The sequence below is a fragment of the Rhizobium sp. 18055 genome (assembly GCF_902706285.1).
Taxonomy (GTDB): Bacteria; Pseudomonadota; Alphaproteobacteria; order Rhizobiales; family Rhizobiaceae; genus Rhizobium.
Window position 1 is genome coordinate 20,559 of record NZ_CACSKD010000018.1, and the last position, 23,831, is coordinate 44,389.

Here is a 23,831-nt window from a genome sequence, read left to right on the forward strand (position 1 = left end):
GGTGAACAGTCCCCCTCGGATTGTCGTTGGCTCTATAGCGTGACGGCGATGCCGCGATTGGCGAAAAAGCGGTCGAAGACTGCGACCGGCAGTTCGACGTCGGCCTGGCTTGCCTCGTCGTGGCCGGATGGGTTGTGGAAGCGGATCGTCTCCGGCGTCGCGGCGGTGACCAGCACGAGGTGGCCGCCCCTGGAGGGCGGCTCGCGGTCGGGCCAGCGGATCTGGCTGTTGACCGAAGCGATGAAGACGCTGTTCCGCTCGAGTATCCCGGCAATGCCTGTGGTCGGCAGGTTGGTTGTGATCTCGGCCTTCAGGTCGAAAATCTCGCCGACATAAGCGACGAAGGGCGCGTAGATCAGGCCCTTGATCGATTGGTCCTCATCGTTGACGACGTAGCCGCCGAAGGCGGTGCAGCCGCGGGCAAGGTCGATGGTGCGGTGATGTTCGCCGCGGGCGGCGAGGATCATCTTCAGGCAGGCCATGCCGCAGATGTTGACGGCCCAGCGGGCGTATTCCTCCGGCGTCTCGGCGCCGGATTGTTGCCAGAGCGGATCGGCGAGCAACGCTCGTGCGCCGTGATCCAGCACCGACAGCGTCATCGACGCGGTTTCCCACTGGCTGAAATAGGGAGCCTGCAGGGCGCGGTCGGTCATCAAGCTCTCCGGAAATCGCGAAAAATATGGCGCCAAGCTCGGCGAACAAGATGACGGTTTTGCGGCTGAATCCGGGACGGAATATGAAATCGAAAGTTGCGGCTCTGCCTGCATCCCCGAAACGAAAAAGCCCCCGCAACATCTCTGTCGCGAGGGCTTCGATCTCAGCAGTCAGCTAGCCTCAGGCCTGCTCGAAAGCGCCGTGGCAATGCTTGTACTTCTTGCCGGAACCGCAAGGGCAGACCTCGTTGCGGCCGACCTTGCCCCAGGTTGCAGGATCGTCGGGATTGCGGTTTTCTGGCGCAACGATGACTTCCGACGCCTGGTAGACCGAGGCGAATTCGTCTTCGCCGGTGGTCGGGTCGATGTGATGGGCCTGCATTGCCGGTGGTTCCGGCTGCTCCTGCTGCACCAGCTCAACGCGCATCAGCTGGGCTGTCACGGCCTGGCGGAGATTGTTGAGCAGGGAGGTGAACAGTTCGAAGGCTTCCGACTTGTATTCCTGCAGCGGATCGCGCTGGGCATAGCCACGGAAACCGACGACGGAACGCAGGTGATCGAGGTTGACGATGTGCTCGCGCCACAGGGCATCGAGCGTCTGCATGACGACCGAGCGTTCGACGTAGTGCATGATGTCGTCGCCGAAGCGCTCCGACTTCTCGGTGAACACGGCATTTGCCGCTTCCGTCAGGCGGTCGCGGATGTCGTCTTCGCCGATGCCGTCTTCCTTGACCCAGTCTTCGATCGGCAGGTCGAGGTTGAGAACCGCATTGACCTGCTCCTTGAGGCCGGCAGCGTCCCACTGTTCGGCATAGGCGCGTTCGGGAATGTGCTTCTGGACGAGATCGTCGATGACTTCGCGGCGCATGTCGGAGACGGTTTCGGAGATGTTGGCCGATTCCATCAGCTCGACGCGCTGTTCGAACACCACCTTGCGCTGGTCGTTCAGAACGTCGTCATACTTGAGCAGGTTCTTGCGGATGTCGAAGTTGCGGGCTTCGACCTTCTTCTGCGCGCGTTCCAGAGCCTTGTTGATCCAGGGATGGACGATGGCTTCGCCGTCCTTCAGGCCAAGCTTGGTCAGCATCGAGTCCATGCGGTCGGAGCCGAAGATGCGCATCAGGTCGTCCTGAAGCGACAGATAGAACTTCGAGCGGCCCGGATCGCCCTGACGACCGGAGCGGCCGCGCAGCTGGTTGTCGATGCGGCGGCTTTCGTGGCGCTCGGTGGCGATGACGTAAAGGCCACCGGCATCGATTGCCTTCTGCTTCAGTACCTTGATCTCTTCGACGATCGCAGCGATCTTTGCATCACGCTCGGGACCCGGCTCAACTTCGCCAAGCTCGCGCTCGATGCGCATGTCGAGGTTGCCGCCGAGCTGGATGTCGGTGCCGCGACCGGCCATGTTGGTGGCGATGGTGACCGAGCCGGGCACGCCGGCCTGGGCGACGATATAGGCTTCCTGCTCGTGGTAGCGGGCGTTCAGGACCTGGAAGTTGGTGAAGCCCTGCTTGCGCATCATGTCGGCGAGCAGTTCGGACTTTTCGATCGAGGTGGTGCCGACCAGCACAGGCTGGTTGCGCTTCTGGGCCTCATTGATCTCGGCGATGATCGCCTTGAACTTTTCCTCGAAGGTCCGGTAGACCTCGTCGTCTTCGTCGATACGCTGGATCGGCAGGTTGGTCGGTACTTCGATGACGTCGAGACCGTAGATGTTGCCGAATTCTTCGGCTTCCGTCTGCGCCGTGCCGGTCATGCCGCCAAGCTTGTCGTACATGCGGAAGTAGTTCTGGAAGGTGATCTGCGCCAGCGTCTGGTTCTCAGGCTGGATCTTCACGCGTTCCTTGGCTTCGAGCGCCTGGTGCTGGCCTTCCGAATAACGGCGGCCCGGCATCATGCGGCCGGTGAATTCGTCGATGATGACGATCTCGTCGTTGCGGACGATGTAGTCCTTGTCGCGCTGGAACAGCTTGTGGGCCTTCAGCGCGTTGTTGACGTGGTGGACGATCGCCACATTCTCGATGTCGTAGAGGCCGGCGCCCTTCAAGAGGCCGGCGTCGCGCAGCAGGTTTTCGAGCTTTTCCGTGCCCTCTTCGGAGAAGTTGGCGGAGCGCTGCTTTTCATCGATTTCGTAGTCCCCGTCCGAGAGGAGCGGGATGTAGGCATCGATGGTGTTGTAGAGATCGGAGCGGTCGTCGAGCGGGCCGGAGATGATCAGCGGCGTACGCGCTTCATCGACCAGGATCGAGTCCACTTCGTCGACGATCGCGTAATTGTGACCGCGCTGAACCATCTGGTTCTTCTCGTACTTCATGTTATCGCGCAGATAATCGAAGCCGAGCTCGTTGTTGGTCGCGTAGGTGATGTCGCAGGCATAGGCCGCGGCACGCTCCTCGTCGGAGAGACCGTGGACGATGACGCCGGTGGTCAGGCCGAGGAAGCTGTAGAGGCGGGCCATGGTGGCGGCGTCGCGCTGGGCGAGGTAGTCGTTGACGGTGACGACGTGGACGCCCTTGCCCGACAGCGCATTGAGATAGACCGGCAGGGTGCCGACCAGCGTCTTGCCTTCACCGGTCTTCATTTCCGCAATCGCATTCGAATGCAGGATCATGCCGCCGACCAGCTGAACGTCAAATGGTCGCATGCCAAGCACGCGGCGCGAGGCTTCGCGGACAACGGCAAAGGCTGGAACAAGGATATCGTCGAGCGTCTTGCCTTCGGCGAGAAGCTTGCGGAACTCCACGGTCTGGGCGGCGAGCTGTTCGTCGGACAGTGCCTTGGTCTTTTCCTCAATCGCATTGATTGCGGCGACGTTCGGCGTGAAGGACCGCACGCGGCGATCATTGGCAGAGCCAAATATTTTGCGGGCTATACCGCCAAAGCTGACCATACGAGTGGTCCTTTCTGAATATTCATCCCGGACTTTTCATCTGGGCGGCCCGGCCGAATTTCGGGCGCACTGATCGAAACGCCAGGAAACTTTTCTGGACGCGAGGGTGCGTGACAGATAAGAGGGGGGTCGAATGATGTCAACGGATTTGGCTGATATAGAAAGGCCACATTCCAGTGTTGATGGCTGTTTCAGGCTGGATTCACGAAGTTGAAGCCGGTGGTTTAACTGTGAAGGAATATTTAATGTTGAACTACAACAAAATCGCCGTCATGGCCCTCGCGACTTTCGTTGCGTTTCAGGCGCCTGTACGTGCGGAAGACAAGCCGGATGCGGTCATCGCCAAGGTCGGCGACGTCGATATCCATCAGTCCGAACTTGACCTCGCCATTGCCAATCTCGACCCACAGCTGGCCCAGCTGCCTGAAGACCAGAAGAAGGTCGCGGCTCTGTCTGCTGCCATCGACGTCAAGCTGCTTGCCAAGGATGCATCGGCCGAAAAGCTGGACCAGTCCGAAGAATTCAAGAAGCGCATGCAGTATCTCGCCGATCGTGAGCTGCACAATGCCTATTTCAAGAAGCACGTCGTCGACACCGTCACCGACGATGAAGTCAAGGCACGCTACGACAAGGAAGTCGCAGCCCTTCCGAAGCAGGAAGAAGTTCACGCCCGCCACATCCTGGTGAAGACGGAAGACGAAGCCAAGGACGTCATCAAGCAGCTCGACGCCGGCAAGAACTTCGCTGATCTCGCCAAGGAAAAGTCCACCGACCCGAACAAGGCTGACGGCGGCGATCTCGGCTATTTCACCAAGGGCCGCATGGTCAAGGAATTCGAAGACGCAGCCTTCGCGCTCGACAAGGGGACCTACACCAAGACCCCTATCAAGACCGATTTCGGCTATCACGTCATTCTCGTCGAAGACAAGCGTGACGCCGCTCCTCCGGCCTACGACCAGGTCAAGGATCAGGTTCGTCAGCTCGTCATGCGCGACAAGTATCTTGCGCTTCTCGCAACCGCCAAGGAAAAGTCCAAGATCGACATCACGGACGAAGCCCTGCGCAAGGGTTACGACGATGCCAACAAGCAGCCGCAGCCGGGCGAAGCGCCCGCCGCGCCGGCTCAGCAGTAATATCATCCATCGAGGGCCCGGTTTTTCCGGGCCCTTCCATATTCCTTTCTTGCCAGGTCGATGATCATGTCCGGTTCCGTTTCCCCGCTCGCCCCCAAATCCTTCGCCTCCATGCCTGCCGTGCGCGGCGTTCGCATGGCGACCGCTTCCGCCGGGATCAAGTACAAGAACCGCACAGACGTGCTGATGATGGTGTTCGACAAGCCGGCGGCCGTCGCAGGCGTGTTCACCCGCTCGAAGTGCCCGTCGGCGCCCGTCGATTTCTGCCGCGCCAATCTTTCCGGCGGCGTGGCGCGTGCCGTCGTCGTCAATTCCGGCAATGCCAATGCCTTTACCGGCGCCAAGGGTCGCCAATCCACCGCGCTGACCGCAAAGTCTGCTGCCGCCGCCGTCGGTTGCAGCGAGAGCGAGATATTTCTTGCCTCGACCGGCGTGATCGGCGAACCGCTCGACGCCACCAAGTTTTCGGGCGTGCTCGACACGCTCTATACCGATGCGACAGGTGATTTCTGGTTCGAGGCCGCCAAGGCGATCATGACCACCGACACCTATCCGAAGGTCGCCACCCGCAGCGCCGAGATCGGTGGCGTTACCGTGTCGATCAACGGCATCGCCAAGGGCGCCGGGATGATCGCGCCCGATATGGCGACGATGCTGTCCTTCGTGGTCACCGATGCCGATATCGCACCGGCCGCGCTGCAGGCGATGCTGTCCGCCGGTGTCGATCCGACCTTCAATTCGATGACCGTCGATAGCGACACATCCACCTCCGACACGCTGATGCTGTTTGCCACCGGCGCTGCTTCGGAAGACGGCCAGGTGCGTGTCGAAACGGCAGGTGATCCGCGCCTTGCCTCGTTCCGCGCGGCGCTCAACGATCTGCTCAAGGATCTGGCGCTGCAGGTGGTGCGCGACGGCGAAGGCGCCACCAAGATGCTGGAGATCACCGTCACCGGTGCCGAAAGCGATGCCGCTGCCAAGGTGATCGCGCTGTCGATTGCCAATTCGCCACTGGTCAAGACCGCGGCTGCCGGCGAGGATGCCAATTGGGGCCGTATCGTCATGGCTGTCGGCAAGGCCGGCGAAATGGCCGATCGTGACCGTCTTGCCATCTGGTTCGGCGACGTGCGGGTTGCGGTCAATGGCGAGCGCGATGCCGGCTACTCGGAAGAGGCCGCGTCCAACGTCATGAAAAAGCAGGATATTCCGGTAAGGGTCGAAATCGGCCTCGGAAATGGTACGGCAACGGTCTGGACGTGCGACCTGACAAAGGAGTATGTCGCCATCAACGGTGACTACCGGAGTTGAGTTTTCATTGACCGACACATCTACCAAGAAGGCAAATCTGCCGCTGGTGCGCAGGCTCGAGGCCGTCGGCTTTCGGGCCTGGCCTGCGTCGTCTGTGGTCTATGACGGCAGCTGGCAGGTGCGGCTGACGGCAGGGCATCCGTCGAACCGACTGAACTCCATCGTGCCGCTCGACCCATCCGACCATCGCGATGTCGAGATCCGTCTTGCCAAGGCCAGCCGCAAGTTCGAAGCCTATGCGCGGCCTGCGGTTCTCCGGCAGACGCCGCTGGCATCGCCGGTGCTGATCGATCTGATCAAGGCGGAGAAGTGGACGCCGTTCGACGAAACCATCGTCATGACCTGCGACCTGGCCAGTGCCGCCCTGCCGGATACGCTCGACCATCTCCCGACCCATGACATCAGCCGCTTCGTCGATGCCAATCTTCTGACCGACCAGGTGTCGCCGAAGCTGAAGCCGGCGCTGGCCGAGGTGATCAACGCGATCAAGCCGCCATCGGGCCTGTTCATGATCGAGGATCCGCAGACCGGACCGGTGGCGACCGTGCTCTGCGTCCAGGACAACGATCTCGCCGGCATCATGTCGCTGTCGGTCACGCCGCAGCGCCGCCGCGAAGGGCTGGGCCTTGAAATCCTGACGTCGGCGCTCCGCTGGGCGCGGATGCGCAGTGCCCGTTCGGCCTGGCTGCAGGTAAAGGCCGGCAATGTGCCGGCGATCGCGCTTTACGAGCGGATCGGCTTTGTCGAAGCCTATCGTTATTCCTACTGGCGGCGGGACCTGCCGTCATGAGCGAGCCGGGCCGCAGCATCCTTCTTGTCGTCGCCTGCGCGCTGATCGATGCCGACGGTCGCATCCTTCTGGCGCAACGGCCGGAGGGAAAGTCGCTGGCAGGTTTGTGGGAGTTTCCCGGCGGCAAGGTCGATCCCGGCGAAACGCCGGAAGACGCGTTGATACGCGAACTGCGCGAGGAACTGGGGATCACCACCAAGGTCGCCTGCCTGGCGCCGCTGAGCTTTGCCAGCCATACCTACGAAAAATTCCATCTGCTGATGCCGCTCTACGTCTGCCGACGCTTCGAGGGCATACCCCACGGCAAAGAGGGCCAGGCCATCAAATGGGTCAAGCCGCAGGCACTGCGCGACTACCCGATGCCGCCCGCCGACGAGCCGCTGATCCCGGTTCTCCAGGACCTACTTTAGAAATTTCTGTTGTATTGTCGTTTCCGTGCCAGTTTGGCTGTGGATATTAATCGATCGTTTAACAGATTCTGGCAAAGATCGGCCTCAATCAAGCAACTGGCGTGTGTGTAGAAGGCTTGACCGCATGGACGATGATTTCTGGAAAGCAGTTCGGGAGAAGGAGCAGGCTTCGGTTTCCTCACGCAAGACGGGGGCGCTGAACATCGCCTTGCTGTTTGGCACGGCTGTCGTGGCACTGACATTGATCCTGACGCCGATGCTCGCCGACAAATCGAAGTCGAGCGTGTTCGCCAGCGTGCCGTCCGAATTCGATTCGATCACGACGGGTTCGATTCCAAAGGCAGATAGCAGCCCTAAGACGGACAACGGCAAGCGCTACACGATCCGCCGCAGCGTTCTTCAGGATACGCCGGGGTCTGTTTGCGTGGTTCAGGGTTACGGAAGTGGCATCGGCTGCTGAGGGCGAGGGTCCTCAGTGCTGATGGTCGCGATGTTGCGTAGAGGACGGACGATGGGGTTTGTGAAGACGTTTATCGCAGATATCAAGGGTGCCACGGCCGTCGAGTACGGGCTTCTTGCTGCCGTCATATCGGTGGCGATCCTGGCCAGCATCGGCGCGATCGGCAACAACATCGGCAACCTGTTTCTCAACACCAGCAACCACTTGAATATCGTCAACTGAGATTGGCCGAGCTTACTGCTCGAGCTTGTGTTCCTCGACCTTCAAGGCGTCGGCGAGCCGCATCTTTGCCGAGCCCGGTCGCAGCGGTTTCTGCTGGCTTTCGTGCGGTGCCCATCCCGAGACATAGATGAACGAGAAGGTCGCGCGGATGCGGCCGTCCGGGTCCGAATAGCGCTCGGCATAAATCTCCGCAGCCCTCATGAAGAATGCGCGCGTCAACGGCTTGCTGCTGCGCTCGGCCAGCGGATTGCCCATGCCCATTGCGCGCAGATCGCGCATCAGCGGAAAGATCGAATCGTAGCGAACCGTATAGGTCTCGGCATCGATGACCGGCAGCGCAAAACCGGCGCGCTGCAGCAACCCACCGACATCGCGGACATCGGCAAACGGAATGACCCGCGGGCTGGCGCCGCCTGTCATCTCGACCTCTGTCGCCAGCAGCACCTCGCGCAGCTCCTGCAGGGTGCCGGAGCCGGGTATTGCAGCGAGAAACAGTCCATCCGGCCGTAGCGCGCGGCGGATCTGGATGAAGACGCCCGGTGTGTCGTTGGTCAGGTGCAGGCTGAGCGGCGCGATCACCAGATTGGCCGATTGCGGCTCGAGCGGGACCACCTCGAGCGGCGCTTCGATGAAACCGTCTTCCGGGCTGGCGTAGGCCGCTTCGCTTTCGACGCGGGTCAGAGTGGCGATCTTGCCGGTCGCCTTGGCAGCGCGGGCAGCGGCACCGGTGGCGCCGTGCAGCTCGACGGCGTGCTCGAAGGTGCGCTCGACGACGGCGAGGCGTTCGCCGAGCTCCTCTGCTGCAATATCGAGCAGGAAGCTTGCCTTCGGATCGTTGTTGCGCAGCGCGCGATGCCTGTTTGCCGCAATCCTGACGGTGTCGAAGATGATATCCATGGCTGACGTCCATAATCCCGCAAGGCCGGTGCGGCAAGGCGATTTTCCTCGCGCGCGAAATGCGCTATTGCTTCGCCATGGGGTTGCATTGGTTCGAACGTCTGGCCGGGATCGACAGGACGCTGCTGCGGCCGCTTTCTGCCGTGGTCGATCTGGTCTATCCGCCGGGCTGTGCAGTGTGCGGCGTTTCGACCGGCCGGCATCGCGGGCTTTGCCCGAAATGCTGGTCGGCGCTCCGCTTCATCGAGCGGCCTTACTGCGAGGTTCTCGGCATTCCCTTCACGCATGATCTCGGCCCCGGAATCCTGAGTGCTGCCGCCATCGCCAATCCGCCGCCGTTCGACCGCCTGCGCTCGGCCGCGTTCCATGACGTGCCGGTGCGCAATCTGGTGCACGGGCTGAAATATCGGGACCGAACCGATCTGGCGCCGATGATGGCGATGTGGATGCTCAGGGCATCCGACGGGATGGTGGAGCGCTGCGACGCAATCCTGCCCGTGCCCTTGCATCGGACGCGGATGTTTTCGCGCAGGTTCAACCAGGCAGCGGAGCTGGCGCGGCATATGGCCAGGCAGGCTGATCGCACGTTCTTGCCGGCCACGCTGCTGCGCATCCGGCGAACGCGCCAGCAGGTCGGATTGGGAGCCAAGGCGCGTGAGGACAATGTGCGGGGTGCGTTTGCGATCGGCGAGGGACGGGAGGGCGATGTGTTCGGAAAGCGGCTGGTGCTGGTGGATGATGTCTACACGACAGGCGCCACCGTTGCGGCGGCTGCAAGGGCCCTGCGCAAGGCCGGTGCAGCCGATATCACGGTTTTGACCTTTGCAAGGGCTCTTTCGGAAACTATATGACAGGGAGATAAATGTCCCTTGCTGGAGCCGTCATGGTACCCGTCACGATCTATACACGCCAGGCCTGTGGCTATTGCGCCCGCGCCAAGTCCCTTCTCGCCGGCAAAGGCGTCGAGTTCCTCGAACACGATGCGACCTTCTCGCCGGAATTGCGCAAAGAAATGATTTCGAAGGCCAATGGCGGCTCGACCTTTCCGCAGATTTTCATAGGCGACAGCCACGTCGGCGGATGCGATGATCTGTTTGCGCTGGATCGCGCGGGCAAACTCGACCCGCTGTTGGCAGCCTGAGGAAACGCGCATGACGTTCAAAGCCGCCGCCATCCAGATCTGTTCGGGTGTGGACCCGCAGCGCAACGCTGCGGCGATGGCGCGGCTGCGGGCGCTGTCCGGAGGCGTGGCCGCTTGATCCGCTATTCGCTGCGTTGTGAAAACGCCCACGAGTTCGAGGGCTGGTTTTCCGAAAGTGCCGATTTCGACCGTCAGGTCACGTCAGGCTTCCTCACCTGCCCGGTGTGCAATTCGGCTGCGGTCTCGAAGCTGCTGATGGCGCCGTCGGTTTCGACTGCCCGCAAGAAGGACCAGATGCAGACGGTTGCGATGGACGCGGTGCGCCGCGAGGCGTTCCAGAAGCTGAAAGAGGCGGTGACCGCGATCAAGGCCAATTCCGAGGATGTCGGCGAGCGGTTTCCCGAGGAGGCGCGCAAGATCCACTACGGCGAGGCGGACGCACGCGGCATCATCGGCCAGACAACATTTGACGAGGCGCAGGCCCTGCTGGAAGAAGGTATCGAGATTGCCGCGTTGCCTGTTTTGCCGGATGATGTGAACTAGCATGTGTTCCTAGGCGCGCCTTGCGATGTATAACTTCGGTTTGCACGTGGCGCCCTTCGAGAGCGATGCAGTCGAAGGTTTTAGGCTGCGCGAGGCAGCCAATTTCGAGGCTGCCGCCCGCGCCTGCGGGTTCCTCGGCCGCTCTGGCTACACCGGCGAGGCCGGAACACGGAGCTGGGGTCGGCAGGTCTTCCCTCGCTTCATTGCCGGCAGCGGCTTCGACACCGCGCCATCCTCCCTGTCTCTGTGGGCCGATATCGAGTCGCTTATGGCGTTCAGCTATAACGGCGTGCATGCCGATGCGCTGAAACACGCGCGCCACTGGAACGTCAGGCCGGCATGGCCGCCACTGGTGTTGTGGTGGGTTGGTCGCAACCACCGGCCGGACTGGAGCGAGGCGGTCGAGCGGTTCGAGCATCTGGCGGATCATGGGCCGAGTGCGGACGGATTTACCTTCAAGCGGCCTTTTGGCGCTGATGGCGCAGAGGTTCAGATCGATCGTGATCGGATCAAGGAACTGGCCGCACGCAACGCCGAGACGCAGCGCGAACTCCTGGCGCATGTGCTGACTTTGAAAGTTTAGGCGGGTGCCGTGATTTTCCCGTCTCTCCTTGGAGAGACGGTACCCGAAAGGGTCGGATGAGGGGCGGCAGACGCTGACGCCGGTATTGCGGCCCTTACGCCTCGCGCCTGGCGAGCAGCATGTAGTTCACATCCATATCCCGCGACAGGTTCCACTGGTTCGACAGGGGATTGAAGAACACGCCGGTGCGGTCGATGATGGTCATGCCGTCGGCCGTCACCGGCTTTTCGATTTCCTCAGGGCGCACCAGCTTTTCGTATTGATGCGTACCGCGGGGCAGCCAGCGCAGGACATTTTCGGCGGCGAAGATGGCAAGGGCCGCGGCCTTCATCGTGCGGTTGATGGTGGCGACGAACATCAGCCCGCCCGGACGGACCATCTTTGCGCAGGTGGTCAAGAAAAATTCGACGTCGGCGACATGCTCGACCACTTCCATGTTGAGCACGATATCGAAGGTCTCGCCGGCGTCTGCCAGTTGTTCGGCGGTCACTGCGCGGTAATCGACGGCGACGCCGGAGGCTTTCGCGTGCGTCGAGGCGATGCCGATATTTTTCTCGGAAGGGTCTGCGCCGACGACGGTTGCGCCCATGCGGGCGACCGGCTCCGACAACAGACCGCCGCCGCAGCCGATATCGAGAAGGCGCAAGCCTTCGAGCGGGCGGGCGCTGCGCACATCACGGCCGAAATTCTCCGCCGCCTTGTCCCTGATATAGCCCAGTCGCACCGGGTTGAACTTGTGCAGCGGCTTGAACTTGCCGGTCGGGCTCCACCACTCGGCGGCCATGGCCGAGAAGCGGTCCACTTCGCTCTGGTTGATGGTGCTTTTTGCCGCTTCCGTCATGGTCATGCTCCTTGGTTTGTCACGACTGAAGTCGGACGAACGACCTGCGAAGTCAAGAGGCGGGAGGATGTGTCCTGTGGCCGCGGCCGGCCGCGACCCTACCCCAAGAGGATAAGGCGACGTCCATGAACATATTGTGATATTGTTAACCTATCTTGAGGGTGACAACGATGTTGCGTCTGCGTGGTGTCTCGGCCGCGGTGTTCGGCCTGTTGATGTGCAACCCGTTTCCGGCGTTCGCGGAAGTAGCGGTTGGCGAGGCGACTCTCATCAAGACCGAGGTCACCGGCGAGAACGGACCACTGGTTGTCAAGGCGCCTGTTCATCGCGACGAGCGGATACGGACATCGATCGGCGGGCTCGGGCAATTCGTCTTCCGCGATGGCACCAAGCTTGCGGTCGGCGCAGGGTCGTCCGTGGTGATCGACAGCTATGTCTATGACGAGGCAAACTCGGTCAAGAAACTCACCATCAAGGCTGCCAAGGGAACGTTCCGCTGGATCAGCGGCAACTCGTCGTCATCGGCTTATTCGATCGTGACGCCGGCCGGAACGATCGGCGTCAGAGGCACGGCATTCGATGTCTATGTCGCTCCGAACGGGACGACGGCCATGGTGCTTCTCAACGGCTCGGCACAGTTTTGCGGCGCTGGCGGGTGCAAGCAGCTCAGGCAGCAGTGCGATTGCGTGATTGCGTCGCGTCGTGGCGGGGTTTCGGAACCGCGCAGGGTTGACGAGGAGACACTGCGCACGCTGGGGAACCAGAAAGCTCTGCCTTTCCTGTCTGGAAACCAGCAGCTTTCCGGGCCTCTCGGCAATATCCGCACCAGCTGTGGCCTGCGGAGCATCAGGCTCGAGCGTCGCGATCCTGTCCGGGAGGATGCGCCGGAGGTGGCTCCGTCTCCCCAGAAGCAAGAGCCGGCGCCGCAGACACAAGAGCCGCAGCGCGAGCCGGACCGCCCGCAGAAGCCTGACAAGGCACATCACCATCACAGAGATGACCATCATCATTGGGGCGGCCATCGTGACCGCCATGACGATCACTGGGGTGGTCGTCATGATGGGCACCATGCCGGCTGGAACGGGCACCCTGTCGGTCAGGACGGAGGCTGGGGCCAGCGCAGCGGGGGCCGGGATGGAGGACACCATCGTCCTGGCCGCCAGCTCGCGAGCTTGGGCAATCAACGCGGTGGACAGGGCGGCCAGCCTGACGGGCAACGCAACGGACAAGTTGACCGGGGCGGCAGGGATCATGCCGATCGCGGGCATCGGGATAGGGACCATGCCGACAGAGGCGCGGGCAGGCGCGGCGACCATAATGGCCGGCAGGACCGCCAGCAGGCCCGCAGCTCGCCGGCGAACGGCGCCCACTCGGGTGATGCGCATACCAATGGTGTTCATGCAGATAACGGGCAAACAAACAACAGACACGCAGACAACAGACAGGCTGGCAACAGGCAGGCAAGCGTTGGGCCTGCAAGCGACGGGCCGGCCGATGGCGGCTCGGCTGAGGCCGGGTCAGGTGATGCCGGACGTGACCGCGCCGAAAATGGGAACCGCCAACGCGGCGGCTGGCATGGCGATGGTGGGCAGCGCGCGCGCAATCATGGTCGTCACGGACGTTAAATTGCTTCCAGAACAAATGGTCGGCGAATTTGCGTTCGGTTTTGCTTGAAGCTAGAAGCCCGGGCGGAACTGTGATCGCTCAGGCTCCAGCTCCGTCGGTGCTATCCTACGTAACATGCTCCTGGTGTGTGGCCGGCTGGCTGATCTTGTCTGCGGGCACGTCGCGGAAGTGCTCGGCGCGGCGGGCAAGGCGGCGGTAGAATTCCGGCAGGGCTGCTTCGGTGAAGGGCTGGGCGCGCTGTCTCGTTCGTGCCAGAAGCTTTCGGCTATCGGCCGAGCGGGTGCGCATTGCCTCGATGAGTGCCTGATGAGCGGTTTCAAGCAGGGCAAACGTGGTCGACAGACCGATCTCCTCATCGCCTATTGCGGCATAGAGCCGTGTTCGGGTGCTCTTGCCTTTCAGGCCCAGAGCGCCGGCGTCGAGCAGCGCAAAATCAGGCAATGCCGCAGCCGTGGTCTCGGAAACGAGGATGTCGAAGCCGACTTCCTTGCAGCAGCCTTCGATGCGGGCCGAGACATTCACCGCATCGCCGACGGCGGAATAATTGAAGCGGCTTTCGGCGCCCATGTTGCCGACACAGGCAAGACCCGTGTGGATGCCGATGCCGATGCCAACCTGGTATGCCGGGCCGAAGCCGAAGGCGTCGTTGGCATTGAGGCTGGCCAGCGTCTGGCGCATCGCAAGGGCGGCGCGCACGGCCTTTGCCGGATGATTGGCGACGTCCACCGGCGCATTCCAGAATGCCATGATGGAATCGCCGATGAACTTGTCCAGCGTGCCTTCATTGGCCACCACATGGCGGCTCAGGGCATCAAGCAGCGTATTGAGGAAGCGGACGACGTCTGCCGGCTGCAGGCGTTCGCTCAGCGTCGTGAAACCGCGCACATCGACGAACATCACCGTCAGTTCGCGGTCGTCGCCACCGAGGCGCAGCGCGTCGGGATTGTGCTCGATGCGATGCAGAAGCGAAGGCGAAAGATACTGGCCGAAGGCGCGCCGGACCTCGCGGCGCTCGCGATCGATCACCAGGATGCGGAACGAGGTGGCGGCGAAATGGATGATCGAGCCGGCGATGATCGGCGCCAGCGGATCGAACAGCAAGCCCCATTGCGAGAAGGCGATCCACGAGGCGGCCAATGCGAGCGCCGTGATGATCACGCCCCAGGCGAGGGCAACGGCCGGGCTGACAAAGGTGGTGACCATGACGAGGCAGGTGCCGAGCACGGCGATCAGCAGAATCTCCATGCCGTCGGCCCAATCCGGGCGGGAGAGGAAATGGCCCGAGAGGATCTGCTCGACGGTTTGCGCATGCACGGAAACACCTGGCACGTTTTCGCCGAGCGCCGTGGTGCGGATATCCTGGAGACCGGCCGAGGAGGTGCCGACGAAGACGATGCTGCCTTGGATGGCGGCGCTGACCTCCGGCGGCGGGCCGTCTGCGGCCAGGACCTTTGCGGCGGATATGTAGCGCTCGGCATTGTCGGGGCTGGTATAGAGCCAGAGTTCGCCTGATGAGGTGACCGGAACGACGAAATCGCCGACCTTGATCGATGTCAGCGTGTCCGCTGCATCGGGTGCCGCGGCGACGATATAGGTCGAGGCGCCCTGGGCGACGCGCAATGCCTCGAGCGCCAGGTTCGGATAGAGCTGTTCGCCATCGCTGAGCAGCAGCGGAACGCGACGGACGGCTGAGGAATAGGTGCCGGGATTGAGGCTGATATGGCCGATGCCTGATGCATTGATCTGCAACTGCGGGCGGATCGGGGTTGCCGCCGTCATGTGCGGCGGCGCGTTGAAGGGGCTTTCTCCGGTGAAAGCGAAGCCCGCCTTGACGGGTGGCTTGTAGCTGCCATCGGTGGAAAGGCCGAAGCCGAGGACGACGGGACGCCCTGCTAGGGATTCCGCAAAGATCTGATCGTTGTCAGGTAGCCGGCTAAGCAATGTCGGATCGACGCCGCCGACGTCGCGCATGATCGAGCGTGGGGACAGGCGGTCGGCCTCGGCGAACAGGACGTCGAAGGCGATGGATGCGGCGCCCATGTCGGATAGCCTCTCGACCAGCAGCGCCAGCCGATCGCGCGGCCATGGCCATTGGCCGAACTCCCGCAGCGATGCCTCATCGATATCGACGACTCGGACGGGCGTGTTCTCGAACGGGCGCGGCGTGATGCGCTGATATTCGTCGAAGGTTATGTCCCGGAGCTGGCGCAGCAGCGGCGGATCGCTGGCGCGCAGCAGCGTGAAGGCCGCCACGAGCGCGAGGCCAAGGATGACACCGATGTGCTGCATGCGCGTCATGATCGGATCGGTCCGTGGGTCGGAGGTCTGGTCGCGGCTCAGTGCGGGCTGGACATGTCCTGCTGCAGGCGCTCCGCCAGGCCGCACTCAGGCTGCCTGTTTCTCCGGTGCGATGCAACTGCGTCTTTCGGGCGCTTGGTGGTTGGGACACAGCGGGCGCACCATGCTCACTTGCCTGCCGCCACAACCGGGCTGGAGCCGGTGGCCTCGATACGCCGTGCATGCGCCGGAGAGAAAAGGGTCCGGGTCGCTGCCGGTTGTATTGCCGGTGGGCTCAACCGGCTCAATTTACAATGCAAAGGTGGTAGCGAGGGCTGCAGAAATGGTGTTTCGGTACGATTTGAGCTCGATTTTTCAGAAATATCATGACTTACGCAATTAGCCTTGATCCTGTTCGCCTCTACTGCACCTTGCCCGTTGCTCCCTACTTCAGACGCGAGTTCGCGCGCGTCGGTTCCGGTGTCGGTGCCGAAATCGGTGTAGGGGCGCCCGAGGTGCGGATCCGCTATACGAATGCCGGCAATCCGCCGCGGGACGTGCTGATCGAGCGACGCGGGCAGCGCTTCACGCTGGTGCTCGAGACTGCTTCGCCGCGCCGTTTTACCCGGTCGATGCGACGGATGGTTTGCGCCTATGCCTACTGGCTCAGCCTGACACCGCCCGAGGTGACGCGGATCACGGTCAATGCATCTGACGGCGATGTCGCCTCCAATGCGCGGTTTGCCGCCTCTGTGCGGTTTCCGCAGCATGTGGGTCTGCCCGACCCGCATTATTTCCAGAACCATGGCTTCGTGGCCGAGCGCGACGCCGGTCTTGGTGCGGTCCGCTGGGAGGAGCGATCCGGCGATCTGGCCTGGCGCGGCGCAATGAACGGAACAGGCTGGCCCAGCTTTGCTCCGGAGGACGTCGATAATCCGGCGGTGATGCAACGGCTGCGGATGGTGATGCGGCTGAAGAGTGTGGCAGGAACCGACGTCAAATTCGTCAACGTTCCAAACGCCATTGCGTCCTTCGGGGTATTTGCAATGCGGTCGGGATTGCTGGGCGCGCCGATGCCGGCCAGGCGCTGGCTCGGGCAAAAGTTCGCCATCGATATCGACGGATACACCAACACCTGGTCGAACCTGCTGGTGCGGATGCACTATGGCTGCTGCGTTCTGAAGGTCGGTTCGCAGTTCGGATTCCGTCAATGGTATTATGACGCGCTGAAGCCGTTCGAGCATTACGTGCCCGTCGCCGCTGACATGACGGATTTCGAAGAGAAGATCGAATGGGTGCGCAGCCATGATGCGGAGGCCAAGGCCATTGCGGAGCGCGGACAGGCATTGGCGCGGAGGCTGACGTTCGAAAGCCAGGCCCGCCGCGCCGTCGAAATCATCGAGGCGCATTGGGATCGGGACGGCCTCGGTTAGGAGGCCGCTCGGGTCTGCTCCGCCAGCATGTCTTCAAAGTATGCGATGGTGCGCACCAGGCCGTCACGAAGGGCGACATTCGGGTTCCAGTCGAGAGACTGTCTTGCCCTCGATATATCCGGCCGGCGCTGACGGGGGTCATCGATGGGAAGCGGCTGGTGGATGATGCGCGAGCGCGAATTGGTCATCTCGACAACGATGTCGGCCAGTTCCCGCATGGTGAATTCCTCGGGATTGCCGAGATTGATCGGTCCGACGACATCGGCACCGCTGTTCATCATCGCCACCATGCCGGAAACGAGGTCATCGACATAGCAGAACGACCGGGTCTGCATCCCGTCGCCATAGATGGTGATGTTCTGGCCGGTCAGGGCCTGAACGATGAAGTTGGAGACGACGCGGCCATCGGCAAGCTGCATCTGCGGGCCGTAGGTGTTGAAGATCCTGATGACCTTGATCGGTAGCGCGAACTGGCGCTGATAGTCGAAGAACAGGGTCTCGGCGCTGCGCTTGCCCTCGTCATAGCAGGCGCGGGGGCCGATCGGGTTGACGTTGCCCCAGTAGTTCTCCGGCTGCGGGTGAATGTCCGGATCGCCGTAGACCTCGGAGGTCGAGGCCTGCAGCACGCGGATATTGCGCAGCTTCGCCATTTCGAGCACATTGAGCGCGCCCAGAACGCTGGTCTTCAACGTGGCGATCGGATCGGCCTGATAGTGCACCGGCGACGCAGGGCAGGCCAGATTGTAGATCTGGTCGATATCCAGCAATGTCGGCTCGGTCACATCATGCTTCAGCAGGCTGAAGTTCGGATTGTCGAGGAAGGGCGCGATATTGCGCCAGGAGCCGGTTGAAAAATTGTCCATGCAGACAATCTTATGATCCTGTTCCAGCAGTCTCCCGCAGAGATTGGATCCTAAAAAACCGGCGCCGCCGGTGACGAGAATGCGCTTGTTCATTTTAGCAACGGTTCATTTCATGACTATTTCGAGAAGGTTTTATTCCTAAATCTGTGCGCGTCAATGCGTCAGGAAGCCTTACTCGGTACAATGCTGATTGCTTGGCGCCGTATTGTGGAAAGAATGAGGTGGTGCGTTGCAAGACCATAGGAAGTTGAGGTTGCCCGTGGCTTAAATCAAGTGCCGCGATGCGCTGAAACCGCCTGCGTGTGCTTGGTTTTGGCTTTTGCCTACTATCGGTTGCTGGAGGTGGGATGACCGCAGACAATCACGAGCTTGGTCTCGACGTGGCGCGGCGTGCCAAGGTCATTGCCACGGATTCGCCGGAGCAGACCAAAGCCTATGGCGCGCCATTTTTTCTTGACGGTTTTCCTGAACGCGACCGCGTGGTCGATCTGGCCGATGTCGTCACCGGATCTGTGCTGTCTCGCAACGGCGCTGGCGACACCACGCTCTTGTGCTCCGTCGGGCTGGCCGGTACGGAGGTGGTCGTCGCCTCCAGGATCATGTCAGCTCTTCGTGCGCGACCCTGAGGGACGGTCCAGGCGTGCACTCAACTCTGTGGTACAGGTTCCGGCTTGTCGGAGGATGCGTGGGCTTCCAGGATCGCTGCCGTTATGACGCTGCGCAGTTCATAGACCAGTGACCGTGACCGCTTGCGGTCGAGATCCTGGGCTGCCTTTGCAAGATTGAGCCCCTCATTCAAAACAATGTGGTGGGCCCGGGCGAGCGCCCAGCTTTCAATATCAAGATTTCTCATTCGGAATCTCCGCCAAATCATTCAGCATCAAAGAATTTCGCGAATCAATTTACGCCGCATACTTATGATCGAAGAAGAATCACAGTTACATTTCTTTGGGAATATATATTCCGCCCAATTTTTAGTCGTGCCGCATATTTGTTGCAAACAAATCACGGTGATTGTCGTCATGGTTGAAAATATAGATCACGGTGACTTACCTTTGGTGAGCCCTCGTTGATCATTCGCCGGTTTTGCCTGTGGCGGAGCGGTCAGCCGGAGCGCGCCGACGACCAGCCCATCCATTGATCGCCGCTGCCATGGAAGACATTGAGATCGATCCTGCCATCGACGCCATGCGACAGGCCGGAGCCGGAATACTGCCAGAACAGCCACTTGCGGCCGGGATAGCGCTTGGACGGGTGGGCGGCGACGGAGCGCAGCCAGAAGGGATAGTTCAGGAACTCGCCTTCGAGATTGTCAGCGTAGAAATCCGGCGCAGTATAGATGACCGGGCGCTTGCCGTAGTGGCGCTCGAGCTTGTCCATGAAGACTTTCATCTTTTCCAGCACGTTTTCACGCGACGGGCGGCGCTTGCAGCTGGATTCGCCGTTCCACTCGACATCGATGACAGGCGGCAGTGCATCGGCATCTCTTGGAACGTTGCGGATGAACCAGTCTGCCTGCTCGCCGGCGGTGCGGCACCAGTAGAAGAAGTGGTAGGCGCCGCGCTTCATGCCGGCTTCCTTGGCCTTGCGCCAGTTGGTCTTGAACATCGGATCGAGGTGGTCGCCGCCATCGGTGGACTTGATGTAGGCGAAGTTGGCGCCCTGGGTGCGCAGTTTCGGCCAGTCGATGTCGCCCTGCCAGCGCGAGACATCGACGCCGTGGACGGCGAGCTTGTGCGGCGAGGCGGAGCCGAAGTTGATTGGCTTGGCATCGCGGAAACGCCGGCTGTAGAGCTGGCCGGCGCGGCTGCGCGGGGCGGGCTCTATATCGATATCGGGGCTTTCCAGAACAGGCGGACGGGCCGGCGGCACCACCATGGCGACCATCGGGCGCTCGGCCGGAAGCGGTGCGCCGACAGTGCTGTTGGCCGGGATGAAGGCTTTTGGCTCGGGGATCTGGCCTGCCCAGGCCAGGACCTCCTGGTGCGGCGCGGGCTGCAGATCGGCGCCGCCAATATCGGCGGATGGCACCGGCGCGGAGGGCACGGCTGCGGGTGGAGAAACGGAACTGGTTGTTTCGCGAGAGGGCGCGACGGAGGCCAAAACATCGGGGCCAGAAGTGGATGTGCAGCCTGATACGGTCAGACAGGCAAGAAGGATCGCTGGCACGGCCGGAAAACGCATTGGGAACCCGTTACTCACTACAAGCCTGGGACAAATACGCGCCGCCAGGAACATCAAAGGGTATTGCTAACGGGACATTACCAAAAAATGCTGAATCCAATCTTTACGGGTTGAGATTGGTGGAGCGATGAGGTGGCGCACGACAATGGCTTGTCCGTCTGGCGGCCGGATCGCCAAGGGTTCAGGCTGTCTTTGGCGGCACCCTCAAAAAGCTTGATCCTGGCAGTTACGGCGGGTGTGCGGCGCGATCAAGTCTTTGAACAAAAATGGCTTTTCTTCTCGTTGCTGATGCGCCATGGCCGGATTTCTGCGATGAACACGCAGACGGGATGGCGGGAGGTGCCGGTCGTCAATTCCTCTCAAAGGCCGATTGCATAAAAAAGGCGGCGAGATCGTCTTCCGCCGCCTTTACGTTGTTCGGTTCTCGATCAGCCGGTCAGGCGACCATGGCTATATCGGCTTCGCGGGCGCGCGCTGCAGCCACCGATGGGCGCGCCTCGATGCGCTTGACGTAGGCGGCAATGACCGGCCATGCGCCGAGGTCGATGGCCAGGTGCGGGAACCAGCCGAAGACCGTGAACAGATAGGCGTCGGCCACGGTGAAAGTGTCGCCCATCAGGTAATCGTTGCCGGCAAGACGGGCGACGATCACTTCGAGGCGTTTGGCGAGCTTGTCCCTGAAGATCGTTCGCGCTTCATCGGGAAAGGCCGGGTTGAACAGCGGGCCGACGCCGGCGTGGACTTCGCTGTTGATGAAACTCAGCCATTCCTGCAGCTGCGCGCGGCCAATGGTGCCGTTGGCAGGTGCCAGGCCGGTCTCCGGCCTGAGGTCGGCGAGATACTGAACGATCGCCGGGCCTTCGGTGAGGACGGTGCCGGTTTCGAGCTGCAGGGCTGCGACATAGCCTTTCGGATTGACGCTGCGGAAGTCGCTGCCTTCCGAGGTCTGCTTGGTCTTGTTGTTCACCCGCACGAGATCATAGGGCATGCCCAGTTCCTGCAGCACGATGTGGGGCGAAAACGAGCAGGTGCCGGTGGCGAAGTAGAGTTTCATCGGTGGATCAATTCCTTGGTGGGCGATGGCGGCGGCCTATGCTTTGTTTGTGAAGGAAAAATTACCGCACTTGAATTTGGAGCCGGCATGGTGATCACGAACGCGTTTGCGCGCGCCGTATGCTGTGGGACAGGCGTGCGTGGTAATTCCCCGAGGCTTTACGGCTCGTAACGGCTGATCTCGATGCCACTGCCGACCGGCAGAAGCACGCTCGATATGCCGGGCTTCCTGCGGATCGCTTCGCCATAGGCCGTCACATTGTCGTCGCCGGGGCGAAGCATGTTGTCGGCGACGATGATCGCGCCGGGATTGAGTTTTGGGTAAAAGGCTTCAAGGCAGGGGAGGTAGAGGTCCTTCCAGAGATCGACGAGGATGAAATCGATGCCGACGTTCAGTTGCTTGATCATCTCGACGGCATCGCCGACCCTGAAGTCGATGACGTCGGCAAGGCCTGCCCTGGTTGCCATGTCGCGGGCGAATTCGGATTTGTAGCCGTGCAGTTCCATGGTGATCAGCCGTCCGCCCGATGCCCTGGCGGCTTCTGCCAGCCAGATGCCGGAATAGCCGAAGGAGGTGCCGAGTTCGAGGATGGTCGGCGAGGGAAGGCTTGCGGCCAGAATATTCAGCAACTGGCCGGTGCGCGGGCCGACGGCGCGCATCCTGGTGTCCTGTCCGCCATCGCGCCCGCCCGGCGCTTCCATGCGCGGGCTGCCACGTTCCTTGTCGATCATCTCGTGGTAGGCGTCGAGCACGCCCTGAATTTTGCTGTCCATCCGCTTTCCGTATCCTGCAGTTTGTCGTCGTGGTGCGAGATCGAGAGTGCACCAGCCGGTGCCGCGGCTGAAGTTAAACTTTGGCAATAATGGAGATTCGCGACAGTTAAGGTCGATTGCGGCAGATGGCGATGACCGGGCGAACACGGCAGCAAGCATCGAACGGTCGTTCGGTGCTGATCGAGCTTGTCCGGGCGACGACAAATTCTGCGGGCGATAGACGCCGTCATTCTCCTTTCTCCACCTTGCCACCCCCCGACAAACTCGGTAAGAGACGCCGCAACTTGGGCCCTTGTGCGCAAGGCTTTAGAAGGGTTCCAGAGTGTTTTGTTCTGGCGCTTCGGCCCTGCTCTCTCACAAGGCTTCGTCGTGCCGGGTCTGGCTTTCGTCTCGCCCGGCGGTTTGCTGTGGTAGAGGCTTATGGCACGCATCGTAATGAAGTTCGGCGGAACATCCGTCGCTGATCTGGACCGCATCCACAATGTTGCCCGCCACGTCAAACGCGAGGTCGATGCCGGCCATGAAGTGGCTGTCGTCGTTTCCGCCATGTCGGGCAAGACCAACGAGCTGGTCGGCTGGGTGCAAAACACGCCGAAGGTGGCCGGTACCAACTCGCCGTTCTATGATGCGCGCGAATATGATGCGGTCGTGGCCTCGGGCGAGCAGGTAACGTCTGGATTGCTGGCGATCGCGCTGCAGGCGCTGGATATCAATGCCCGCTCCTGGCAGGGCTGGCAGATCCCGATCCGGACCGACAATGCGCATGGCGCTTCCCGTATCCTCGAGATCGACGGTGCCGACATCATCAAGCGGATGGGCGAAGGCCAGGTTGCGGTGATCGCCGGGTTCCAGGGGCTCGGCCCCGACAATCGGATCGCGACGCTCGGCCGCGGTGGCTCGGATACGTCGGCCGTGGCGATTGCTGCTGCGGTCAAGGCCGATCGCTGCGATATCTATACCGATGTCGATGGCGTCTACACGACCGATCCGCGGATTGTGCCGCAGGCGCGCCGCCTGAAGAAGATCGCCTTCGAGGAAATGCTCGAAATGGCGTCTCTCGGCGCCAAGGTTCTGCAGGTTCGCTCGGTCGAGCTTGCCATGGTGTTCAAAGTGCGCACCTTCGTGCGTTCGTCGTTTGAAGATCCCGATGCGCCGGGCATGGGTGATTTCTTGAATCCGCCCGGAACGCTGATTTGTGACGAGGAAGAAATCGTGGAACAGGAAGTAGTCACCGGCATCGCCTATGCCAAGGATGAAGCGCAGATCTCGCTTCGCCGTCTTGCCGACCGGCCGGGCGTCTCAGCCGCGATCTTCGGACCGCTGGCCGAGAACCACATCAATGTCGACATGATCGTCCAGAACATCTCCGAAGATGGCTCGAAGACCGACATGACCTTCACCGTGCCTTCGGGCGACGTCGAGAAGGCTATCCGGGTGCTCGGCGAGCACAAGGAGAGCATCGGCTACGACGTGGTGCAGAACGAATCGGGTCTGGTGAAGGTGTCGGTCATCGGCATCGGCATGCGCAGCCACGCCGGCGTCGCGGCGACTGCTTTCAAGGCACTTGCCGAGAAGGGCATCAACATCAAGGCGATCACCACCTCGGAAATCAAGATTTCCATCCTGATTGACGGTCCTTATGCGGAACTCGCTGTCAGGACTTTGCATTCCTGCTACGGTCTGGATAAGAATTGATTCCCAGCAGGCCTGCCGCGCGTACAAGTTGAGAAGTGGCGCGGCATTCTGCCGG

At 61.6% G+C, this 23,831-nt stretch carries 24 protein-coding genes and 1 pseudogene; 15 read left to right on the plus strand and 10 right to left on the minus strand.

Translation table 11 applies throughout. The features are described 5' to 3' along the window. Nucleotides 1-32: 32 nt before the first annotated feature. On the minus strand, nucleotides 33-653 hold the full coding sequence (locus tag GVL52_RS23970; RefSeq protein WP_160011727.1) for a C39 family peptidase: 621 nt from the start codon (nucleotides 651-653) through the stop codon (nucleotides 33-35). A 181-nt stretch (nucleotides 654-834) separates the two neighbouring features. After that, nucleotides 835-3,543, minus strand: coding sequence for a preprotein translocase subunit SecA (gene secA / locus GVL52_RS23975; RefSeq protein WP_160011729.1), 2,709 nt, complete (start codon nucleotides 3,541-3,543; stop codon nucleotides 835-837). A 245-nt stretch (nucleotides 3,544-3,788) separates the two neighbouring features. Here secA and GVL52_RS23980 point away from each other — a divergent pair, with 245 nt between their 5' ends. The 6 genes from GVL52_RS23980 (at nucleotide 3,789) to GVL52_RS24005 (ending at nucleotide 7,866) form a co-directional block, all read left to right on the plus strand. Continuing rightward, on the plus strand, nucleotides 3,789-4,676 hold the full coding sequence (locus tag GVL52_RS23980) for a peptidylprolyl isomerase (protein WP_160011731.1): 888 nt from the start codon (nucleotides 3,789-3,791) through the stop codon (nucleotides 4,674-4,676). A gap of 66 nt (nucleotides 4,677-4,742) precedes the next feature. Continuing rightward, nucleotides 4,743-5,984: a bifunctional glutamate N-acetyltransferase/amino-acid acetyltransferase ArgJ gene (argJ, locus tag GVL52_RS23985; RefSeq protein ID WP_160011733.1), complete on the plus strand. Its 1,242-nt coding sequence runs from the start codon at nucleotides 4,743-4,745 to the stop codon at nucleotides 5,982-5,984. Between the two features lie 7 nt (nucleotides 5,985-5,991). Next, nucleotides 5,992-6,774, plus strand: a complete 783-nt coding sequence (locus GVL52_RS23990) for an N-acetyltransferase (protein ID WP_160011735.1) — start codon at nucleotides 5,992-5,994, stop codon at nucleotides 6,772-6,774. After that, nucleotides 6,771-7,184 carry an 8-oxo-dGTP diphosphatase MutT gene (gene mutT, locus GVL52_RS23995; RefSeq protein WP_160011737.1) on the plus strand — a complete coding sequence of 138 codons (414 nt, stop codon included), beginning with the start codon at nucleotides 6,771-6,773 and terminating at the stop codon, nucleotides 7,182-7,184. Before GVL52_RS23990 ends, mutT begins: the two co-directional genes overlap by 4 nt. 124 nt (nucleotides 7,185-7,308) lie before the next feature. Next, on the plus strand, nucleotides 7,309-7,644 hold the full coding sequence (locus GVL52_RS24000) for a hypothetical protein (protein WP_160011739.1): 336 nt from the start codon (nucleotides 7,309-7,311) through the stop codon (nucleotides 7,642-7,644). Between the two features lie 51 nt (nucleotides 7,645-7,695). Beyond that, nucleotides 7,696-7,866 (plus strand): Flp family type IVb pilin, encoded by a 171-nt coding sequence (locus tag GVL52_RS24005; RefSeq protein WP_160011741.1) that lies wholly within the window; start codon nucleotides 7,696-7,698, stop codon nucleotides 7,864-7,866. Nucleotides 7,867-7,878: 12 nt separating this feature from the next. On the opposite strand, the gene GVL52_RS24010 is transcribed toward GVL52_RS24005, so the two are convergent. Next, nucleotides 7,879-8,763, minus strand: coding sequence for a class I SAM-dependent methyltransferase (locus tag GVL52_RS24010; protein WP_160011743.1), 885 nt, complete (start codon nucleotides 8,761-8,763; stop codon nucleotides 7,879-7,881). A gap of 77 nt (nucleotides 8,764-8,840) precedes the next feature. Here GVL52_RS24010 and GVL52_RS24015 point away from each other — a divergent pair, with 77 nt between their 5' ends. The 4 genes from GVL52_RS24015 (at nucleotide 8,841) to GVL52_RS24030 (ending at nucleotide 11,030) form a co-directional block, all read left to right on the plus strand. Further along, nucleotides 8,841-9,614 (plus strand): ComF family protein, encoded by a 774-nt coding sequence (locus GVL52_RS24015; protein WP_160011867.1) that lies wholly within the window; start codon nucleotides 8,841-8,843, stop codon nucleotides 9,612-9,614. 32 nt (nucleotides 9,615-9,646) lie between these two features. Beyond that, nucleotides 9,647-9,904 (plus strand): glutaredoxin 3, encoded by a 258-nt coding sequence (gene grxC / locus GVL52_RS24020; protein WP_160011745.1) that lies wholly within the window; start codon nucleotides 9,647-9,649, stop codon nucleotides 9,902-9,904. 114 nt (nucleotides 9,905-10,018) lie between these two features. Then, the gene (locus GVL52_RS24025; RefSeq protein WP_160011747.1) at nucleotides 10,019-10,447 is read left to right on the plus strand and encodes a DUF1178 family protein; all 429 of its coding nucleotides are present in this window, start codon (nucleotides 10,019-10,021) and stop codon (nucleotides 10,445-10,447) included. 25 nt (nucleotides 10,448-10,472) lie between these two features. After that, on the plus strand, nucleotides 10,473-11,030 hold the full coding sequence (locus GVL52_RS24030) for a DUF3291 domain-containing protein (RefSeq protein WP_160011749.1): 558 nt from the start codon (nucleotides 10,473-10,475) through the stop codon (nucleotides 11,028-11,030). A 94-nt stretch (nucleotides 11,031-11,124) separates the two neighbouring features. Here the strand turns inward: GVL52_RS24030 and ubiG are convergent, their stop codons facing one another. Then, nucleotides 11,125-11,871: a bifunctional 2-polyprenyl-6-hydroxyphenol methylase/3-demethylubiquinol 3-O-methyltransferase UbiG gene (ubiG, locus tag GVL52_RS24035; protein WP_160011751.1), complete on the minus strand. Its 747-nt coding sequence runs from the start codon at nucleotides 11,869-11,871 to the stop codon at nucleotides 11,125-11,127. 215 nt (nucleotides 11,872-12,086) lie between these two features. Here ubiG and GVL52_RS30965 point away from each other — a divergent pair. Next, nucleotides 12,087-12,857 (plus strand): annotated as a pseudogene (locus GVL52_RS30965) (FecR domain-containing protein); the annotation flags it as partial. A 745-nt stretch (nucleotides 12,858-13,602) separates the two neighbouring features. On the opposite strand, the gene GVL52_RS24045 reads toward GVL52_RS30965, so the two are convergent. Then, nucleotides 13,603-15,795, minus strand: coding sequence for a CHASE2 domain-containing protein (locus GVL52_RS24045; RefSeq protein ID WP_160011755.1), 2,193 nt, complete (start codon nucleotides 15,793-15,795; stop codon nucleotides 13,603-13,605). A 365-nt stretch (nucleotides 15,796-16,160) separates the two neighbouring features. On the opposite strand from GVL52_RS24045, the gene GVL52_RS24050 reads away from it, so the two are divergent. After that, nucleotides 16,161-17,207 carry a glycosyl transferase family 90 gene (locus GVL52_RS24050; protein ID WP_160011757.1) on the plus strand — a complete coding sequence of 349 codons (1,047 nt, stop codon included), beginning with the start codon at nucleotides 16,161-16,163 and terminating at the stop codon, nucleotides 17,205-17,207. On the opposite strand, the gene GVL52_RS24055 is transcribed toward GVL52_RS24050, so the two are convergent. Next, nucleotides 17,204-18,163, minus strand: coding sequence for a UDP-glucuronic acid decarboxylase family protein (locus tag GVL52_RS24055; protein ID WP_160011759.1), 960 nt, complete (start codon nucleotides 18,161-18,163; stop codon nucleotides 17,204-17,206). The two genes, GVL52_RS24050 and GVL52_RS24055, sit on opposite strands and share 4 nt — an antisense overlap. Before the next feature lie 254 nt (nucleotides 18,164-18,417). Here GVL52_RS24055 and GVL52_RS24060 point away from each other — a divergent pair, with 254 nt between their 5' ends. Then, nucleotides 18,418-18,696, plus strand: a complete 279-nt coding sequence (locus GVL52_RS24060; protein WP_160011761.1) for a hypothetical protein — start codon at nucleotides 18,418-18,420, stop codon at nucleotides 18,694-18,696. 20 nt (nucleotides 18,697-18,716) lie between these two features. On the opposite strand, the gene GVL52_RS24065 is transcribed toward GVL52_RS24060, so the two are convergent. Together GVL52_RS24065 and GVL52_RS24070 are read right to left on the minus strand one after the other, a co-directional pair. Beyond that, nucleotides 18,717-18,944 (minus strand): hypothetical protein, encoded by a 228-nt coding sequence (locus tag GVL52_RS24065; protein ID WP_160011763.1) that lies wholly within the window; start codon nucleotides 18,942-18,944, stop codon nucleotides 18,717-18,719. A gap of 230 nt (nucleotides 18,945-19,174) precedes the next feature. After that, nucleotides 19,175-20,254 carry a GH25 family lysozyme gene (locus GVL52_RS24070; RefSeq protein ID WP_160011765.1) on the minus strand — a complete coding sequence of 360 codons (1,080 nt, stop codon included), beginning with the start codon at nucleotides 20,252-20,254 and terminating at the stop codon, nucleotides 19,175-19,177. 132 nt (nucleotides 20,255-20,386) lie between these two features. Between GVL52_RS24070 and GVL52_RS24075 the strand changes: the two genes are divergently transcribed. Further along, the gene (locus GVL52_RS24075) at nucleotides 20,387-20,632 is read left to right on the plus strand and encodes a hypothetical protein (protein ID WP_160011767.1); all 246 of its coding nucleotides are present in this window, start codon (nucleotides 20,387-20,389) and stop codon (nucleotides 20,630-20,632) included. A gap of 58 nt (nucleotides 20,633-20,690) precedes the next feature. Here GVL52_RS24075 and gstA read toward each other — a convergent pair whose 3' ends face one another. After that, nucleotides 20,691-21,308, minus strand: a complete 618-nt coding sequence (gene gstA, locus GVL52_RS24080; protein WP_160011769.1) for a glutathione transferase GstA — start codon at nucleotides 21,306-21,308, stop codon at nucleotides 20,691-20,693. Nucleotides 21,309-21,466: 158 nt separating this feature from the next. Next, nucleotides 21,467-22,081: an O-methyltransferase gene (locus tag GVL52_RS24085; RefSeq protein ID WP_160011771.1), complete on the minus strand. Its 615-nt coding sequence runs from the start codon at nucleotides 22,079-22,081 to the stop codon at nucleotides 21,467-21,469. Between the two features lie 420 nt (nucleotides 22,082-22,501). Here GVL52_RS24085 and GVL52_RS24090 point away from each other — a divergent pair, with 420 nt between their 5' ends. Next, nucleotides 22,502-23,776, plus strand: a complete 1,275-nt coding sequence (locus tag GVL52_RS24090; protein ID WP_160011773.1) for an aspartate kinase — start codon at nucleotides 22,502-22,504, stop codon at nucleotides 23,774-23,776. Nucleotides 23,777-23,831 lie beyond the last annotated feature (55 nt).